13 protein-coding genes are annotated in these 17,064 nt (G+C 69.4%); 3 read left to right on the top strand and 10 right to left on the bottom strand.

Translation table 11 applies throughout. The features are described from left to right. Positions 1-399: 399 nt before the first annotated feature. Positions 400-1,263 (top strand): hypothetical protein, encoded by an 864-nt coding sequence (locus ACIBTS_RS24285; protein ID WP_399322064.1) that lies wholly within the window; start codon positions 400-402, stop codon positions 1,261-1,263. A 200-nt stretch (positions 1,264-1,463) separates the two neighbouring features. Further along, positions 1,464-1,691 (top strand): hypothetical protein, encoded by a 228-nt coding sequence (locus tag ACIBTS_RS24280; protein ID WP_399322063.1) that lies wholly within the window; start codon positions 1,464-1,466, stop codon positions 1,689-1,691. Positions 1,692-1,816: 125 nt separating this feature from the next. Here ACIBTS_RS24280 and ACIBTS_RS24275 read toward each other — a convergent pair whose 3' ends face one another. The 9 genes from ACIBTS_RS24275 to ACIBTS_RS24235 form a co-directional block, all read right to left on the bottom strand. Further along, complete coding sequence (locus ACIBTS_RS24275) at positions 1,817-2,587, bottom strand: PucR family transcriptional regulator (protein ID WP_399322061.1); 771 nt, start codon at positions 2,585-2,587, stop codon at positions 1,817-1,819. A 619-nt stretch (positions 2,588-3,206) separates the two neighbouring features. After that, on the bottom strand, positions 3,207-4,145 hold the full coding sequence (locus ACIBTS_RS24270) for a hypothetical protein (RefSeq protein ID WP_399322060.1): 939 nt from the start codon (positions 4,143-4,145) through the stop codon (positions 3,207-3,209). A gap of 620 nt (positions 4,146-4,765) precedes the next feature. Then, entirely contained in the window at positions 4,766-5,050 is a 285-nt protein-coding gene (locus ACIBTS_RS24265) for a WD40 repeat domain-containing protein (protein WP_399322058.1), read from the bottom strand. A gap of 300 nt (positions 5,051-5,350) precedes the next feature. Next, on the bottom strand, positions 5,351-9,106 hold the full coding sequence (locus ACIBTS_RS24260) for a helix-turn-helix domain-containing protein (RefSeq protein WP_399322057.1): 3,756 nt from the start codon (positions 9,104-9,106) through the stop codon (positions 5,351-5,353). A gap of 31 nt (positions 9,107-9,137) precedes the next feature. Then, complete coding sequence (locus ACIBTS_RS24255; protein WP_399322056.1) at positions 9,138-9,458, bottom strand: hypothetical protein; 321 nt, start codon at positions 9,456-9,458, stop codon at positions 9,138-9,140. A 159-nt stretch (positions 9,459-9,617) separates the two neighbouring features. Continuing rightward, a complete protein-coding gene (locus ACIBTS_RS24250) occupies positions 9,618-10,439 on the bottom strand; it encodes a carbohydrate ABC transporter permease (protein ID WP_399322054.1) in 822 nt (273 codons plus the stop codon). Beyond that, positions 10,436-11,419: a carbohydrate ABC transporter permease gene (locus ACIBTS_RS24245; protein WP_399322052.1), complete on the bottom strand. Its 984-nt coding sequence runs from the start codon at positions 11,417-11,419 to the stop codon at positions 10,436-10,438. The genes ACIBTS_RS24250 and ACIBTS_RS24245 overlap by 4 nt, the downstream gene beginning before the upstream one ends. A 115-nt stretch (positions 11,420-11,534) precedes the next feature. Further along, positions 11,535-12,785, bottom strand: coding sequence for an extracellular solute-binding protein (locus ACIBTS_RS24240; RefSeq protein WP_399322050.1), 1,251 nt, complete (start codon positions 12,783-12,785; stop codon positions 11,535-11,537). 91 nt (positions 12,786-12,876) lie between these two features. Beyond that, positions 12,877-14,832, bottom strand: a complete 1,956-nt coding sequence (locus ACIBTS_RS24235; protein ID WP_399322049.1) for a glycoside hydrolase family 127 protein — start codon at positions 14,830-14,832, stop codon at positions 12,877-12,879. Between the two features lie 258 nt (positions 14,833-15,090). Between ACIBTS_RS24235 and ACIBTS_RS24230 the strand changes: the two genes are divergently transcribed. After that, positions 15,091-16,110 carry a LacI family DNA-binding transcriptional regulator gene (locus ACIBTS_RS24230; protein ID WP_399322047.1) on the top strand — a complete coding sequence of 340 codons (1,020 nt, stop codon included), beginning with the start codon at positions 15,091-15,093 and terminating at the stop codon, positions 16,108-16,110. Between the two features lie 222 nt (positions 16,111-16,332). Here ACIBTS_RS24230 and araD read toward each other — a convergent pair whose 3' ends face one another. Beyond that, complete coding sequence (gene araD, locus ACIBTS_RS24225; protein WP_399322045.1) at positions 16,333-17,061, bottom strand: L-ribulose-5-phosphate 4-epimerase AraD; 729 nt, start codon at positions 17,059-17,061, stop codon at positions 16,333-16,335. Positions 17,062-17,064 lie beyond the last annotated feature (3 nt).

Here is a 17,064-nt window from a genome sequence, read left to right as displayed (position 1 = left end):
GGACCGGGCGTTTACCGGGCTGAGCCCGCGATGCTTCGCAAGCGGGTGAGGGCGCTGCGCCGCGAGGAGCGGACGCGGTCCAGCGGGGCCGACGGTGCAGCCTGCCGTTGGACGACCGGGACCTGCCGGTCGCGTCCCCGCAGCTCGGCGGCGGGGACGCGACGTGAGCGGAGCCTGACGAAGCTCGTGCCACAACGGGCCGATCTCCGCAACGCTCTCGACACCATCACGCACGATTGCCAGTCGGTGCACCGCGGCCGATGGCCCAGTTGCGCCGGGCCGTCATGCGGATTCGGTTCGCTGCGGTTCAACTTCGTCGCACAGGGCCATACTGGCAAGGTCGGTTCGGGCGTATTGCCGGGTCTGGAGCGCTGTGCGCTGTTGCGCGAGAGGGACGCCATGTCTGAGGCGTTGTACGGCCTTCTGGGCGGTTTGGGTGGAGCGGTGATCGCTGGTGCCGTGGCCTACCTAGGGCCCATACACGTGAAGAACCGGGAGCTTCTGCAGGCGCGGGAGGAGCGAGACTTCACTCGCAGCATGAAGCTCCTGGACAAACAGATCAGTCTTGAGGAGTCCAGGACGGCCCAAGATGACGAGAGGCGCACGAACGTCGTGGAGCGAGTCGTGCTCATCCGCCGGTGCGCGGCCGACTGGTACGACCACTTGGACCAGGCGATTGCGGATGTGGCGGACGGAGCAACCCTTGATCTAGCCGACTTCGTGCTCGCCAAGAACGTGTTTCGGGACGCCTTGAAGACCGCCTGCTATGACGCTCTGACCGTTGGCATCCGGGTCGTTTCCGATATCGGGAGCGTGCCCCTCGCTGCATCAACAATGCTGCCCGATTGGGGGGAATCTTCTCCCGCCTCAGACGATTCTTCCCCCGTAGCCTCGCCGACGCCTTCGGCCTCACCGTCTGGCGCTCCTCCCGCTGTTCCCGCCCCGTCGCACGAAGCTCCGCCAGCCCAAGGGTGGCGAAGTCTCGTGCTACCTGACCGGCAGCTGAACGCCGCCCGGGACGCGGCCATGGAATCCGGAAGGGGGCAGCGCGCCATCGTGAACGTACTGGACGAGGCGTCGAGGCTGGTGCAGCGACTGATCAAGACAGATCCCCACAGCCCGCAGTTCCGCACAGCCCTCGGGAACGCGCAGCGCAGTCTTCTGGAGGTTCGGAGATGCCGAGTTGAGCTGTCTCGACTGCTGATGCAAGAGGTGGAGAGCCTGGGGGCCTTGACGGTGATCGACACCCGCGGCACGCGCTGAGCCCCTGGCCTTTGCCTAGTCGCACCCGGATTAGGGCCTGCACGCTGCAAGGCTCTTCTGAGCTCAGTACAGTGCGAACGGTGCCAACTGGAGCGCTCATTCGCACCGTTGTGAATGAGCGCTATAGCGCCCGGGTCTGTCTGCAGTCTTTGGAGATAGGGCAGGGGCCGGTGCCAGTGCTCTCCGGCATAGTGCCGCGCATGATCAACGATTTGGACTGCATCGACTGGTCCTCTATGGGCACGCTTACGGGTCGGCCGAGATACATCGAGTTGTTCGGCGCGCCGTTGGAAAAGATGGTGCTGTTGGTGACCAGGATCCCGTACTTTTTGCTCCGCTCCGTGTTGGGCGCCAGCATCGTGCCGCCGGGCCAGGTCGTCATCTCGATGTTGGCCTGGTCGAACACCGCGGTGGCGTTTCCGAGGTGAAGTCGATCGGGCCCTGGATGAAGACGTTGCGGAAGTACTGCCGGGTCTGGTCGGTGGCGACAGGCGACTTGGCGAGCACGGTGTCCTGACGGTCGATGATCCGTCGTGTCCGGTTGCTGCGCGCGCTACGGTGCCTCCTTGCCGGTGTTCTCGTGCAGCGTGCTGCCGAGCGCGGGGTGAGGCTCGCGGTGACCGGCCGGGACACCGTTGAGACGCACCAGGGCACGGGCCGCGAGTGCCGTACACAGCGTCCGCATCCCGCGTACCGAGGTCGGCGAGTGGCCGGTGACCTGCTCGATCCGCTGCAGCCGGTAGTCGATGGTGCTGCGGTGGATGATGAGTTCGGAGGCAGCCCGGGCCCGGTTGCCGTCCGCCGCTATCAGCGCCTCCAGCGTTTCCAGGAGCTCCGGCCGGGTGATGACCGGCTCGATCAGCTCCGTGAGGCACTGGGACACCGCCGGGCTGCTCGCCACGGCACACTCCACGGCCACGTCACCGAGTTGGTAGAGACCGGGTCGGCGCTTCAGCGCCCACACCACCGCCAGGACGTCCTCGATCTCGCGTAGGCCGCTGAAAAGCTCCTCGTACGGCCGCCAGGCCATCGAGATCCACACACCGTCGCCGAGATCCTCCCGGACCTGATGGGCCAGCCGCAGGGCCTGTGTTCGATCCGGAGCGGGCACCAGCAGCGCAGCGCGGCCCCCGCCGCTCAGCCGCAGCCGGGCGGCCGGGCCGAAGCGCCGTATGAGTGAGCCGGCCAGCGGGGAGTCGGCGCAGCCCCGCGCCCAGATCCCGAGAACAGCCCAGGCCGGCGCCAGCGGCGCGGCCTCATGCCACGGCCTGCCCGCTGTACGTGCGGTGACCGGCGCGGGCTGGTGGAGGATCTGCATGGTCATGTCGTTCCTAACCTCGGCGGACGTCGGATGAACATCGGCTGGTCGGTTGCGGGCGTGCTGCCGGGCTTTCCGGAGGCTGCCCGCCCGCGTCATCCGTGGGGGGGAAGTGACCCGGGCCCACAGCGGACCCTCGCCGGGGTGAGGTTGTTGCACAATCCCAGGTCAAGGGCTGAAACAACCCGGCATCGTGGGCGCAGTCCGGCCCTGCGGCCCCGGGCGTCGCGCCGGCCTGCGGCTGACGCGGAGCCATACGGGCGGAAGTCGGTGGGGTGGCTCGGCCGGGGTGCGGCCGGCGGTGCGAGCAGCTGTGCGCGGCCTGCGGTACTTCGTGGCGCGTCGTCTTGGCCGGTGTGACGCACTCCGCGGGAAGCGCCCCTGGTGCTCGCCGTGGCCTCCCGGCCCCCGGCAGCAGGCTCGGCAACTCGGCACCACCCTCAGCGGGTGACGTGCTGCCGTGGCTGCCGCGAGCGCTGCCCACGACCGCCGGATCCGGTGAGCACGCAAAGGCACGCCTCCGTCATCCGTGGGCGTGCCTTTGCCGCTTCAATTCTCCTGGGCCCGGCGGCGTTTCCGGCCAGGATTCCGGACAGTCACCTGTCCGATGGACTCAGTGGCCGGCTCAGCTGATCCACCAGTTGGTGAGCCCGTCGATGCGCGGCGCTGTGTGCCTGAAAGTGGGACGGTTCGGCCGCGTCCCGCCATAGCTGCAGAGGGCGGTGTTGTACCAGTCCACCTGCACGTCGTCTCCCTGGAAGACCCAGAATTTGTCGCGCGCATTGGTGTCCAACCAGGCCGTCCGGTTGCGGCGGTCGATGCCGAAGCAGTGGGCGTAACCGGTGGCCTTGTCCGTGACGCGGATGCCATTGGTGTTGGGGTATGTCTTGATCTTGAGGTTGTGCCAGGGGTTCGGGGACTGCCCGCGGCACCACGTCGCCCATTCCCGCCTGTTCATCATCTGAGACCGGAAAGCACTCACCGCCGACTGGATCTTCGCGCCGTTGTAGTACACCGTGTGCGGCACCACGAACTCCGCGTCTGGGATTCTCAGGTCCACGTGGTGCCAGGGGTGAAATACGTCGTTCCAGCGGTACTGCATGTGAAGGATGGCCTCTCCCTGAAGTTTCACGAACCCCGGGGTGACGTTCAGCCACGCCTTGTCGCCCCTGTCGACGTTCACGGTGTGCGTTTCGCCGAGCTGCCACTTGTCGGGCGTGGAGGCTCCGAACGTGATGTCGCCCAGCAAGGCGACGCTCGTGCCGAAGGCCTTGCTCAGGAAGTTCGGGTGGTGCTCCTTTTCGGCGCCCAGGTCGGGCAGGAACCCGAAGGACTCGAACTCGGTTCCATGGCCGGCGGTGAAGGTGGCGTTGAGGCTGCGGGAGCCGCTGGTACAGCCGAAGCTGGGAGCCGTGGTGCTCACCTCCTTCTGGTCGAAGTAGTCGGAGTACCGCGGCTTCACCCAAGTGATCTTGTCGATCTCCCACAGCATGATCTGGTCGTCGGGGCCGCGGTCAGAGGTGCATTTCGCGTCAGCGCTGGTCAGGCAGCGCCGGACAATCATCGACTGGTCCATGTACTTCTGGTCTGGGTCCGTCGGTCTCCACGGGTTCCCGATCGGATGGTCATATTCAGACTCGCTGTTGATGCAATACGCGAAGTCGTTGTGTATCAGCCCGGCGCACCCCCAGGTGTCGGCATGTGCCTGGGGCGCCTGGACCAGCCCAAGGCCGAGGGTCGTCGACAGGGCGGCGGCAGCGCTGAGAAGCGAGACGGCATGCCGCCGCGCCCTTGCGAATCTTCTCACAGGTGAGCCTCCGTGTTTCCTTGGAATTGGTCGACTCTGGTGGAGTTGACTCTTTCTTGCAGGGATTGTGCGACCGCCCTTCGCCCGGAGGAACGCTACGGGGCGGTTATCCGAAGAACTCTGAATTCAACGTCGGGGATTGTTTCCCGTATGTGGCTCCGCGGTTACCGATGTCTGCCGCGGCAGCATGCGGACTTAAAGCGCGGAAGGGTACTGCTGCGCCTGACGCCGGGTCGGAGCCAGGCGCGCTCAGTCGCTGTGCGTCGGGCACAAGGCGCGGTAGCCGGCCTCGGGGATGTGGTGTGCCACTGGGCGGGCGACAGCGTGGTTCCCGTGCGGGCGCAGATCTGGTCGGCCGCGTAGGCTGGGTCGACGCGTTAGCGCTGGACCGGGGCGTGCCGGCCGGTGGCCTCGAGGGTGGCGCCGTTGGGGGTGAAGGCGAGGGAGGCGATGGCCTCGCCTGGGGTGGTGAGGCCGCTGCCGAGGGGCTGCTGACTGGCGGTGTCCCAGAGCTGGAGCGTCCCGCCGTCGTCGGCGACGGCGAGGGTGCCGCCGTCCGGGCTGAAGGCCAGGGCGTTGACCAGTCGTGGGGGCCCGGCATCTGGGCGGAGGCCAAGGGGCTGGGCAGGACGCCGATCCGGTGACCGAAGGTGCCGTCCCACAGGGCGACACGCCCTGACGCGTCACCGACCGCGGCCCGGGATCCGTCGGCGCTGAAGGCGACCGCGTCGATCTCCTCGCCCAGGCTCAGTTGCTGCGCCGTGACCGGCCCGGAGGGCATGCGGGCAAGGCGGTCGCCGCCGACCAGCAGACGGGCGTCCGTTCCGAATCCACCGTCAAGTCCAACGTCAGCCACATCCTCGCCAGGACCGGCGCGCGACCGCGTCCTTGGTGATCTTCGTCTACGACGACATGGGACTGGTGAGCTGGCATGAGCCCGGTCCCTGCCCTCCCGTCCGCGCTCAACCGTTGCCGGGGCACACGTTGCGGTAGGGGGCGTCGGGAATGTAAGTGCGCCACCGGGCCGGGGACAGCGTCGTGTCCGTGCGGGCGCAGATCAGCCCGGCCGCGTCGGAGGGATTGACGGGGTAGTGCTGGACGGGAGCGTGGGGGCTGGTGGCGTAGAGGGCAGCGCCGTCCGGGGTGAAGGCCAGAGAGCTGATGCCTTCGCCGGAGGTGGACAGGATGTTGCCGAGCGGTTGCTGACTGGCGGTGTCCCAGAGTTGGAGCCTGCCGTAGTCGCCGGCGACGGCGAGGGTGCCGCCGTCCGGGCTGAAGGCCAAGGCGCTGACGGCTTCCGGGGGCCCGTTCGCCGAGGGGACAGGGAAGGTGCTGGGCAGGACGCCGAGCCGGTGGCTGAGGCTGCCGTCCCACAGGGCGACGCGTCCCGATGCGTCGCCGACCGCCACCCGGGAGCCGTCCGCGCTGAAGGCCACTGCCTCGATCTCCTCCCCTTGGCTGAGTGCCCGCACCGTGCGCGGCCCGGAGGGCAGGCGGGCGAGGCGGTTACCGACGACGAGCAGCCGGCCGTCCGGCCGGAGAGCCAGGGCGGTGGCCTCCACGTCGCCCAACGTTGTGGTCCTGCGGCGGATCGCGGTGTCCCAGACCTCGCCCTGCTCAGCGTCGGCTTGGCCCTGGACGGTCACCAGTGTCCGCCCGCCTGGGCCGAGAGTGAGCTTCTGCACCCCCGCGGCGGGCGAGGACGGCGCCAGGTCGAGCTTGGTGTGTATGCGGCCGGGTGCGACGTCCCAGAGCGTCAGCGACTGCCCGGAGGCGACCCGGCCGGGGGAGGAGACGCCGTAGGCGAGTTGCCTGCCGTCCGGGCTGAAGGCCATCAGCGGCAGGGCGTACCCGGCCGACACAGGTCCGCCGCCGTCCTGGGCGGTGGGGAGCGGCGCGGTGGGCAGCGTGCGGACCAGGTGGCCGTTGCCCGGGTCCAGCAGCCGGAAGACGTAGCCGCCGTGGGACTCTTCCGCGGTGGCGAGCGTACGGCCGTCCGGGCTCAGCAGGGCGTCACTCAGCGGGCTGGTCCGCCAGGCGGAGGTGACCGCAGTCCCCATGCTGAGAGTGTGCACCGTGCCCCCTTCGAGGTACCGCAGCACGGGCCGGTCGGGATCCCAGGCGAGGCCGCCGTACAGCCGTTGGCCGTTCAGAGAGTGACCGAAGACGGGTGACTCCGGGAGGGAGAGCCGCCACACCGTGACCATGCCGGAACCGGAGATGGCCAGAAAGGTTCCGTTCTTGCTGAAGGCCGTGAAGGTGACGCCCGGATAGGCGATGTCGGTGACCTGCCGCCCCGAAGCGGTGTCCCATACACGCACGCCGGTATCGGAGACCGCCGCGAGCCGGTGGCCACCGGCGTCCAACTCGAGCCCTGAGGTCTTGTCGGCGCAGTGGTTCTTGCCGGCGCTCGTCCAGTCCCCCGTCAGGTCGCGGTGCCGGACGGTGTCCCAGACACGGATGGGGCCGTTGACGGGGCAGACTGCCACCAGCCGGCCGTCTGCCGTGGTGGACACGTTCGTGGCGCCGGCCGTCCGGGCCTGGAACAGCAACTGGCCGTCCGACACGGCGCGCAGCTGCACCTGCGGCTGATCGGTCTCGCTCAGCAGGTAGCTCCGCGGGTCGGCGCCGAAGGTGGCGATCTGCTGCCCGGGCAGTGAAGGGGCGGATTCGATCCAGCGGTCCGAGGACACATCCCACAACCGCTCGCCCCAGCCTCCGTCGAGCGCCAGCACCCTGCTGTCCGGGCTGGCCGCCCTGGCCTGCCAGGTCCCCACGGGGAGCCGTCCGGTGGCGAGCGCCCGGTGGGTGACGGTGCTCCAGGTGCGCCACGTCCGGCCGCTGACGCTCAGCAGGACACGGCCGGACCTGACAAGGAAGCGAGTGGCTTCGCTGTCCGGCACAGGATCGGTGAAGGCGTCCTGCTCAGGCTCGGTCAGGGCACCCAGCAGCGCCGCACGTGTCTCCGGCAGGGCAGCGACCCGCCAGGCTGCCAGGCTCAGCAGCATGGCTGTCCGTGGGTCCGTGCTCCGCATGGTGGTGGCCACCTCGGCGACCCGCCGGGCGGCGGCCTCCTGGTTGTCCCGCACCTCGATACCGTGCTGCTGCCAGGCGACCAGGCCGATCGCGAGCGCGAGGGCGAGCAGCGCGGAGATCGTGGCGGCCAGGCGTTGGGTCCGCCGCCTGGTACGGGCAGCGGCGTACCGTTCGGCGTCGCGTGCGTCGAGCGACGCGGTCAGGAACGCACGCTCATTGCTGGTGAGGTCCTCGTGCGGGTCGCACGCCAGCCGCTCACCGGGGGCGAAGAATTCCGCGGCGCTGTCCAGGCGCACACCCCGGTACAGGGCTCCGGGATCGCGGCCGAGCTCCAGCCAGGCGCGGGCGGCCTCGCTCAGCCGGCGGTGTTCGCTCAGCCTGACGCGGTCCTCCTCGATCCAGCGGCTCAGCCGCGGCCAGTGGCTGATGAGGGCCTCGTGACCGAGCTCCACGGTGCAGCCGTCGAGCGCGAGCAGCCGGGCGGCGGCCAGCCGCTCGACGACCAACGGGAGTTCGGGGTCGGACCACTCCTCCAGCTCCGCGCGGGCGACCGAGCGGCGGGTGTCGGGAATACCCTCGCCGGGGGCGATCAACGACAGGAGCAGCCGCCGCGCGGTGGCCGCCTGAGCGGACGTCAGCGCGCCGAACGACCGTTCCGCGGTGGCGGCGATTGCGCCGTGGACGCCGCCCGCAATCTGGTACGCCGCAAGCGTGAGGATGCGGCCGCGCCGGCGCCGCCAGGTCTCCAGCAACGCGTGCGAGAGCATGGGGAGTCCGCCGGGCTGGTCGACGACCTCCTCGACGATGCGGGAGGTCAGCTCCCGTTCGACCACCAGTCCGGCCGTCGTGGCCGGTCCGATGACCGCCTCCCGCAGCTCGGTCGGGCTCATCGGCCCGACCAGAAGGCCACAGTGCCGCAACGCGTCGGCGAGTTCCGGGTGCTCGGCGCACCGCCCGTAGAAGTCGGCGCGCATGGCGATCACCGTACGCAGCCGGGAGTCCGGGTCCTTGGCCGTGAGCAGCAGGTCGATGAAGCGGGTGCGCTCGGCCCGGTCCCGGCAGAGGGTGAAGACCTCCTCGAACTGGTCGACGATCAGCCAGCTGTCCGGTTCACCGTCCTGCGGCGCCAGCAGGTGGGCGTACGTGGCCGCCGGGCGCTCGCCCGGAGTGAGGATCCGCACCGCCGCCGGACGCCCCAGGCGCTGCGCGGCCTGCTGGGCGGCCGGGATCAGCCCCGCGCGCAGCAGGGAGGACTTGCCGCTGCCGGAGGCTCCGAAGACGGCCGCGAACCGGTGCTCCCGCACCAGGTCCAGCAACTCGGCCACCAGGCGGTCGCGCCCGAAGAACAACTCCCGGTCGCCCGGCTCGAAGCGCGCCAGCCCACGGTAGGGAGACGTCGCGTCGCCGACGGCGGCGTACGCGGCATCGCGGGCCGTCGCCTCCTCCCCGGCGGCGGTCTGCCAGCGCAGTTCCCACTCGTCCGGGTCCGCGTCGCACGCCCGCGCGTAGGCGCGTACCACCGCCGCCACCGGCAACCGCTCGCCACCGGCCGCCCGCGACAAGGTCGCCAGCGATACGCCCGTGCGCTGGGACATCACGCGGTAGGAGGGGCTGCCGGCCTTCTGACGCAGCAGACGCAGTTCGTGGGCGAACCGTTGCACAGGGCCGGCATCGGGGTCCACCGCCCGCTCCGGACGACCCAATCGGACTCCCTCAGGCGTGCAAGGACGACAATTGACCCGCACTATGTCGGATCCGACCGGCAGCGTACAACCCCGGGCCGGTGGTCGCGGCCACCGGCCCGGGCTGCACCGCGCTTGACGGAGCGGTTGCGTCAGGCGTGCTCGTAGACCGACAGGTGCTGGCTCCGTAGTGGACGGTGTCGGGGATGTAGGTGCCACCGTTGGGGGTGGCGACGAACTGGTCGTCGTCGTTGCTGCTCGGCTTGTCGAGGAAGCTCAGGCCGTCGCAGTAGGCGACAAAGCGCTGATTGAGCGTGTGGTCCTCCTTCAGGCAGGTGCCGTCACTGGTCATCAACGTTGCCGTAGAGGAACCAGATCTGGGCACGATTCTGGTCGTTACAGCTCTCCGGTGGGGTTTCGTTCTCGACGCCGGAGCCGTTGCCGACAATTCTGGTTCTCCTCGGAAGAGGCGGCGGAAGGCATGCGGCCCCGCGAGGGCGGGGCCAGCGGCTCAGTCCTTCACTGCGCCTGCCGTCACGCCTGCGGCGACATAACGCTGGGCGAGGACCAGCAGGACTGCTGCGGGGACGGACGCGACGACGGCAGTGGCCATGATCGCGTTCCACTCCTGGTTGTTGTTGCCGATGTACTTGTAGATGCCGAGGGTGATCGGCCTCAGATCGCCGCCGCCGTCCAGGGTGTTGGCGAAGACGAAGTCGGACCAGGCCCACAGGAAGGTGAACAGCGAGACGGTGACCAGGGCGTTGCGGCTGACCGGCAGTACGACCGACCAGAAGGTGCGGAAGGTGCCGGCGCCGTCGATCCGGGAGGCGGCGATGAGCTCGCCGGGGATGCCGGACATGAACGCGGTGAAGATCATGACGCCGAACGGCACGGCGATGGTGGAGTCCGCGATGATCAGTCCCCACCAGGAGTTGAGCAGACCGAGGTCGAGGAAGATGCCGTAGAAGCCCATCGCCATGACGATCCCGGGGATCATCTGGGCGATGAGGAGACCCAGGCCCAGTGCGCCGCCGCCGAGCGGACGGAGTTTCGCCAGAGAGTAGCCGGCCGGGGCGGCGAGGACCAGGGTAAGGGCCACCGTGCCCAGGCCGATCAGCAGGCTGGTGCCGAGGTAGGGGAACTGGTCGTCCAGGACGGCCTGGTAGCCCTCGAAGGTGGGGTGCAGCGGGAACAGGTCGGGCGGGTTCTTGCGCATGTCGTGCTGCGGGGTGAGGGACACGTTGAGCATCCAGTACACCGGGAACAGCATGAGCGCGGTGAGCAGGAGGCCGATCACGGTGTAACGGCGTTTGCCGGTACGGGAGTTCATGCTTCCTGCCTCCTTTGGGTGCGGATGTACAGCAGCCCGAAGACGAGGGCGATGAGGATGAGGATGTTGCCGACGGCGGCACCGGGGCCGAACTTGGGCAGCAGGGTGCCGAACCCGAGTTGGTAGGACCAGGTCGCCAGGGTGGACGAGGAGTCGCCGGGGCCGCCCTTGGTCATGATCCAGATCAGGTCGAACACCTTGAGGGTGTAGACGAGCCCGAGCAGCAGCGTGATCGCGGACACCGGCCGCAGCAGCGGGAAGGTGATGCGCCGGAACTGCTGCCAGGCACTCGCCCCGTCCAGGGACGCGGCCTCGTACAGCTCGCCGGGGATGTTCTGCAACCCGCTATAGAGGATGACCAGGTTGAAGGGGATGCCGATCCAGATGTTGGCGATGATGACCGAGGTCAGCGCCCAGTCGGGGGAGGTGAGCCAGTCGACTGGGGACACGCCCGCCATATGGAGGGCGTAGTTGATGACGCCGGACTCGCTGTTGAGCATCCATGACCAGGTCGACGCCGACACGATCAGCGGGAGCAGCCAGGGGATCAGGAAGAGGGCCCGGAGCGTGCCGGCCAGCCGGAAGTGCCGGTTGAAGAAGACGGCGAGGGCGAGCCCGGCCGCGTACTGGAACACGATCGACACGAAGGTGAAGATCATGGTGTGGCGCATCGCCGGGCCGAAGGTGGGATCGTCGAGGACGGTCCTGAAGTTGTCCAGTCCGGAGAACGGCGCGTCGCCCGCCACGAACGAGCGGACCGTGTAGTCACGCAGGCTCAGGTCGAGGTTGCGGTAGAGGGGATAGACGTAGAACGCGGCGAGGTAGAGGGCCAGCGGGGCGAGGAAGGCCAGCGCGGTGAGCCGGCTCCTGCGGCGCTGTCGGCGTCGGAACGCCGAGGGGCCCGTCCGGTCCTCGGTGCCGGTCGCCGCGAACTTGACCGGTGACCGCGGTGAGCGGTGGTCGACGCGGGCGGTGGTCATGCGAACTCCTGGGTGCGGGTGGCCTGCCCGGGGCCGTGGTGGTGTCCGGGCGGTTGCGGGTGCCGTGCGGTGTTCAGAGGAAGGGCCCCGGGGCGGGCCACGAGGGCGTCGAGCGTCAGTTGCCCTTGCCGGCGGCCGTCTGCGCGGCGTCGAGAGCGTCCTTGGGGCTCTTGCTGCCGGACAGGGCGGCCTGGACGGCGGTCCACATCGGCTGCGAGATGGTCGGGTACTTGGTGCCCAGACCGCCGCTGGTGCGACCGCGTGCCGCGGCCACCGCCGTGACCCACGGCTCGAGCTTGGGGTTCGACTTGACCTGCTCGGCCTGCACCGCCGCGGTGGGAGCGACGTACGTCAGGGTGTTGTCCGTGGCCAGCAGGTTGGCGGAGCTGGTGAGGCAGGTGACGATCTTCTTGGTGACGTCGTAGCGTCCGCTGTCCTTCTGGACCGGGACGGTGACGAACTCCCCGCCGGTCGGCACGGGCGCCGAGCCGCCGGTCTGGCCGGGGATGCTGATGACGCCGTAGTCGAAGCCGGCCTTGTCGGCGTTGCCGAGCTGCCAGGTTCCGTTCTCGCCGAAGGCGTAGTCGCCGGTGGCGAACTCCTGCCAGCTGGTGGTCTGGGTGTTCTGCAGGACGTCCTTGGGAGCCAGTCCGTCGTCCACCCAGCCCTTCCACAGGGACAGCGCGGCCACACCCTTGTCCGAGTTGAGCTCGGTGAGGTCACCGCCGGCGCCCCAGAACCAGGGCAGGAACTGGAAGCTGCCTTCTTCCGTGTTGATCGCGGAGAAGGTGATGCCCTTCTTGCCGGCCGCCTTGACCTTCTTCAGGGCGGCCGTGAGGGAGTTCCAGTCCTTGACCGAGGCCGGGTCGACGCCCGCGGCGGTGAGGACCTTCTTGTTGTAGTAGAGCGCGAGGGTGTTGGCGCCGATCGGAACACCGTAGGAGGAGCCGTCGATCTCGCCCGCGCCGAGGATGTTCTTCTGGATCGGCTTGGTGTCAAGGCCGAGATCGCTGGTCTTGTTGAGGATGCCCGCCTCCACCAGCGTGGAGACGACCGGGTTGTCCACGAGCATCACGTCGGGGGCGTTGCCCTGCTGGGCGGCGAGCAGGGCCTTGTTGCCGAGGTCGGTGGTGTCCATGGCGGTGCGCTTGACCTTGACCCCGGCGTCGGTACCGCACTTGCTGACGAGCTTTCCCCACGCCGACGAGCCGTCGAACTGCGGGTACGGGTCCCAGAAGGTGTACGTCCCGCCAGCGCCGCCGGTCCCGGAGGCGGAGGAGTCGGAACCGCCGCCGCAGGCGGCTACGGAGGTGAGCGCGCCGACGGTGGCGACGGCGGCGAGCAGAGTACGTCGGGACTTTCTCACGGGTGACCTCATTGTCTTGGGACTGGCGCGGGGAACAGGAGGGAGGGACGGAGCGTGAGGGGCATATGGGAAAGGGCGAAGCTGTGGGGGCTCAGGAGGTGGGCAGCCAGACGCGCATGCTGCCGTCCTGCCGGTTGGCCCACGCGTAGTAGGGGATGGCGGTGAGCTCGACGGCCTCGCCGTCGGTGGGGGTCTGATCGGGGTCGGCGGCCCGGTACGGCCACCAGCCCGCGTCCGGGATGTCGAGGCGCCGCCCGGCCGCGACGACCGTGGTGACGCCGCCGAGCAGGTCTGGGCGGTGCTTGACGGCGAGCGGGCGCGTGGTGTCCAGGACGATGTCGTCCAGGCCGCCGCCGGGGTGGTCGACCTGCTCCAGGCAGTACACGAGCGGCCCGCGTTCGATCGCCACACAGCCGCGTACGGCGTCCACGCGTGGGTCCGCCGCCGTCAGCCGCGGCTCCAGGCCGAGTTCCAGGACGATCTTGTCTCCGGGCGCCCAGGTCCGCTCCAGCCGCAGCCAGCCGTCGTCCACGCCGGCGTCGTACCTCTCCTGCCCGCACCGCACCCGATAGTCGCGGCACCACTCGGGGATGCGCAGGGACAGCGTCCAGGGGCGGTCGGTAGGGGTCTCGTCGATGGTGAGGGCGATGGTGCCCTGCCAGGGGTAGTCGGTTTCGGCGCGCACGGAGATGCCGTCGGCGGTGTAGCTGCCGGTGACGTACTGATGGATCTGCAGGCCGCCGCCGTCGGCCGAGGCGAGGTAATGCTCCAGACTCGCCAGCAGCCGCATCACGTTCGGTGGGCAGCAGGCGCACTTGAACCAGCGGGTGCGCCGGGCCGATTGGTCGCCCCCGGGGTCGGTGTGGCCGTCACGGACCTGCAGCGGATTGACGTACAGCCAGCGCTCGCCGTCCAGAGAGACGCCCGCGAGGAAGCCGTTGAACAGCGTGCGTTCGATCAGGTCGGAGTAGCGGGCCTCGCCGGTCAGCAGGGCCATGCGCCAGCTCCACTGGATGGAGGCGATGGCGGCGCAGGTCTCGCAGTAAGCACGTTCGTTGGGCAGTTCGTAGGGGTCGCCGAAGTCCTCCCAGTCGTGATGGGCGCCGAGCCCGCCGGTGAGGTGGGTCTTCGTGGTGGTCATCGCCGTCCACAGCCGCTCGGCGGCGGACCGGAGTTCGGCGTCCCCGGTCTCGGTGGCGAGGTCGGTCGCCGCTGCCAGCAGGTACACCTGGCGTACCGCGTGCCCTTCGACGTTGGTTGCCTCGCGCAGCGGCACCCGGTCCTGGCAGTAGGCCTCCCCGCCCAGCAGGCCGTGGCCGAAGCGGTCCACGAAGTAGCTAGCGAGGTCGAGGTAGCGGCGCTCGCCTGTCTCCCGGTACAGCTCGACCAGGGCGGTCTCCACCTCGGGGTGCCCGTCGATGCCGTCGATGGGCTTGCCGCTGCCGGGAGCGCCGAAGACGGTGTCGATGTGGTCGGCGAACTTCACGGCCACGTCGAGGAGTTCACGGCGTCCGGTGGCCCGGTGGTGGGCGACCGCCGCCTGGATGAGATGACCCGCGCAGTACAGCTCATGGCCCCAGCGCAGGTCTTTGTACCGCTCGCCGCCCTTGGTCAGCTGGAACCAGGTGTTGAGATAGCCGTCCGGCTGTTGTGCCCCGGCCACGAGGGCGACGATGCGGTCGACGTCCGCGGCCAGCGCCTCGTCGCCTTCGTGGCCGAGCTGCCAGGCGGCGGCCTCCAGCCACTTGTACACGTCCGTGTCGACGAAGGGGTAGGCGCCCTGGAACTCGCCCTCCACCGTGCCGGCCGCCAGTCTGAGATTGTGCAGATTCCCGGCGGACTCCAGCAGACCAGGGCCCTGGGGAATGGAGACGCGGGCGTTCACCTCACGGCGCGTGTCCCAGAATCCGCCGTGCACCTCGACGGAGGCAGGGGCGAGCGCCGCCTTGGCCCCGGGCCCGAGGCGGACCGGCCCCGAGAGGGAGACTCCCAGTCCGGTCGTGGCCGGGGATGGGGAGGAGGGCGCGGCGGAACGGGGGCGAGGCATGACTCTCCGGAAAGTAGGCGGGGGACGGACCGGGAGTCAGCGCTCCGTTGGGTGCCACGGCGTCGACGTCGGACAGGCGGTGTTCCGTCTCCCGGACCCGAATGAGCAAACGTTTTTCTTGGCGGAAACGTAGAAAGTGAAGGGAGTGTGCGTCAAGAGGTGTGCGCAAGTATTTTGGAAACCCGTGCTGGGCTGGTCAGCCCAGGTGAACGATGTCAGGATGTACGTCACCTACATCATCTAGGAAAAGGATTGCGCGTGACCGCCGTGCCAGAGTCTCTGTCTCCAGGGCGCGCCAGGCTCGCAGATGTCGCCAGGCTGGCCGGTGTCAGCGTCGGGACGGCCTCGAAGGCGTTGAACGGCAGGGGCAGGATGCGCCCCGAGACCCGGCAGCGGGTGCTGGACGCCGTGGAGCAGCTCGGGTTCCGCCCCAACCAGCATGCGCAGAGCCTGCACACCGGCCGCAGCTGGACGGTGGGCCTGATGACGACGGACGGTATCGGCCGCTTCAGCACGCCGGTCCTGCTGGGCGCCGAGGACGCGCTGGGCGCCGGGAAAATCTCGGTGCTGCTGTGCGACACCCGGGGCGACGCCATCCGTGAGCAGCACCATCTGCGCAACCTCATGGACCGGCGCGTGGACGGCATCATCGTCACCGGCCGACGCACCGATCCCCGTCCGCCCCTGAAGGGCGTCGAGCCGATACCGACCGTCTACGCCCTGTCGCCGTCCACCGACCCGGACGACATCTCCGTCGTGTCCGACGACCGCAGCGGAGCCCGGCTGGCCGTCGAGCATCTGCTGGCCACCGGCCGCACCCGGATCGCCCACGTCACCGGACCCGAGCACCACGCAGCCGCCCGCGACCGCGCCCGCCACACTGGCGAGCTGCTGGAAGGCTCCTCGCTGGAGCTGGCCACCGGCCGGGTCCACTACGGTGAGTGGAGCGAGGCCTGGGGACGGCGCGCGGCCGAAGCGGTGCTGCGGACCGCACCGGACACGGACGCCTTCTTCTGCGGCAACGACCAGATCGCCAGGGGCGTCGCCGACGCTCTGCGCGAGAACGGTGTGGACGTTCCGGGACGCGTGGCGATCGTGGGTTACGACAACTGGGACGTCATGGCTCTGGCCAGCCGCCCGCCCCTCACCACGATCGACACAGACCTCACCGAGATCGGCCGGCAGGCCGCCCTGCGGCTGCTGGACGCCATCGCCGACGAGCCGGAGGCCGGCAGGCACGTCGTCCCCTGCCGTCTCGTGGTCCGCGAATCGACCTGAGCGGCTCCTGGCCCGCACAGGGAATGACGACACCGCCCGGCCGGTCCGGGGACCGATCAGCCACCGGACCGGAGCGGCCGCACGGATCTCGGCCTGCTGGTCGCCAACTTCCCGGGCGCCGTCTTCCGCGAAGTCCTCGGGCGGCCACGACGCGAAAGGTCACGGATCCGGCCGACCCCGCCAGGCCGGCCGGATCCGTCACGAGGCCGCGGACATGGCCGGTCAGAGTCCGGCGGTCACGCCCGGTTCCGGGTTGCCGTAGTAGGCGTCGGGGCCGTGTTTGCGGGTGTAGTGGCGAGCGAGGAGGTGCGGGGGCGGTGGACTGGTCGGAGCGAGAGCGAGGGTGTGCAGGGCGATGTCTGCGACCGCCTCGCAGATGATGGCGTGTTCCAGGGACTTGCGGGCGCTGGCCCCCCAGGTGAAGGGGCCATGGCCGGCGACCAGCGCCGCGGGAACCTCTACTGCCTTCCGGTCATTACGGAGCATGTCCACGATGACGCGGCCGGTGTTGTACTCGTAGTCCGTCGCGCACTGTGCCGGGGTGAGGTCGGGGGTGCAGGAGATCGGGCCGTTGAAGGTGTCGGCGTGGGTGGTGCCCAGGACCGGTATGTCACGGCGGGCCTGGGCGAAGGCGACGGCGTGGGTGGAGTGGGTGTGGGTGACACCGCCGATGGACGGGAACGCCAGGTAGAGGCAGCGGTGGGTCTCGGTGTCCGTGGAGGGGCGCAGGTCGCCGTCGACGACCTCGCCGTCGAACAGGCGCACCGTCACCAGGTGTTCGATGGTGAGGTCCTCGTAGGGAACTCCGGAGGGCTTGATGACGAACAGCCCTGCTTCCCGGTCGATCCCACTGACATTGCCCCAGGTCAGCGTCGCCAGACCGACCTGAGGAATGGCCAGGTTCGCGTCGAGGACCTCCTGTCGCAGGCCGTCGCGAACTCGTACGGTCATCGC

Origin of the sequence: Streptomyces sp. NPDC050121 (assembly GCF_044460385.1) — a bacterium.
Classification (GTDB): Bacteria; Actinomycetota; Actinomycetes; order Streptomycetales; family Streptomycetaceae; genus Streptomyces; species Streptomyces soliscabiei.
The sequence above is the reverse complement of the archived record's forward strand: the minus strand, read 5'-3'. Positions and strand labels throughout refer to the sequence as shown.

Coding starts and splice junctions, on each gene's coding strand:
- ACIBTS_RS24285 (WP_399322064.1), top strand. CDS start 400: ATGTCTGAGGCGTTGTACGGCCTTCTGGGCGGTTTGGGTGGAGCGGTG.
- ACIBTS_RS24280 (WP_399322063.1), top strand. CDS start 1,464: ATGATCAACGATTTGGACTGCATCGACTGGTCCTCTATGGGCACGCTT.
- ACIBTS_RS24275 (WP_399322061.1), bottom strand. CDS start 2,587: ATGACCATGCAGATCCTCCACCAGCCCGCGCCGGTCACCGCACGTACA.
- ACIBTS_RS24270 (WP_399322060.1), bottom strand. CDS start 4,145: ATGATTGTCCGGCGCTGCCTGACCAGCGCTGACGCGAAATGCACCTCT.
- ACIBTS_RS24255 (WP_399322056.1), bottom strand. CDS start 9,458: ATGACCAGTGACGGCACCTGCCTGAAGGAGGACCACACGCTCAATCAG.
- ACIBTS_RS24250 (WP_399322054.1), bottom strand. CDS start 10,439: ATGAACTCCCGTACCGGCAAACGCCGTTACACCGTGATCGGCCTCCTG.
- ACIBTS_RS24245 (WP_399322052.1), bottom strand. CDS start 11,419: ATGACCACCGCCCGCGTCGACCACCGCTCACCGCGGTCACCGGTCAAG.
- ACIBTS_RS24235 (WP_399322049.1), bottom strand. CDS start 14,832: ATGCCTCGCCCCCGTTCCGCCGCGCCCTCCTCCCCATCCCCGGCCACG.
- araD (WP_399322045.1), bottom strand. CDS start 17,061: ATGACCGTACGAGTTCGCGACGGCCTGCGACAGGAGGTCCTCGACGCG.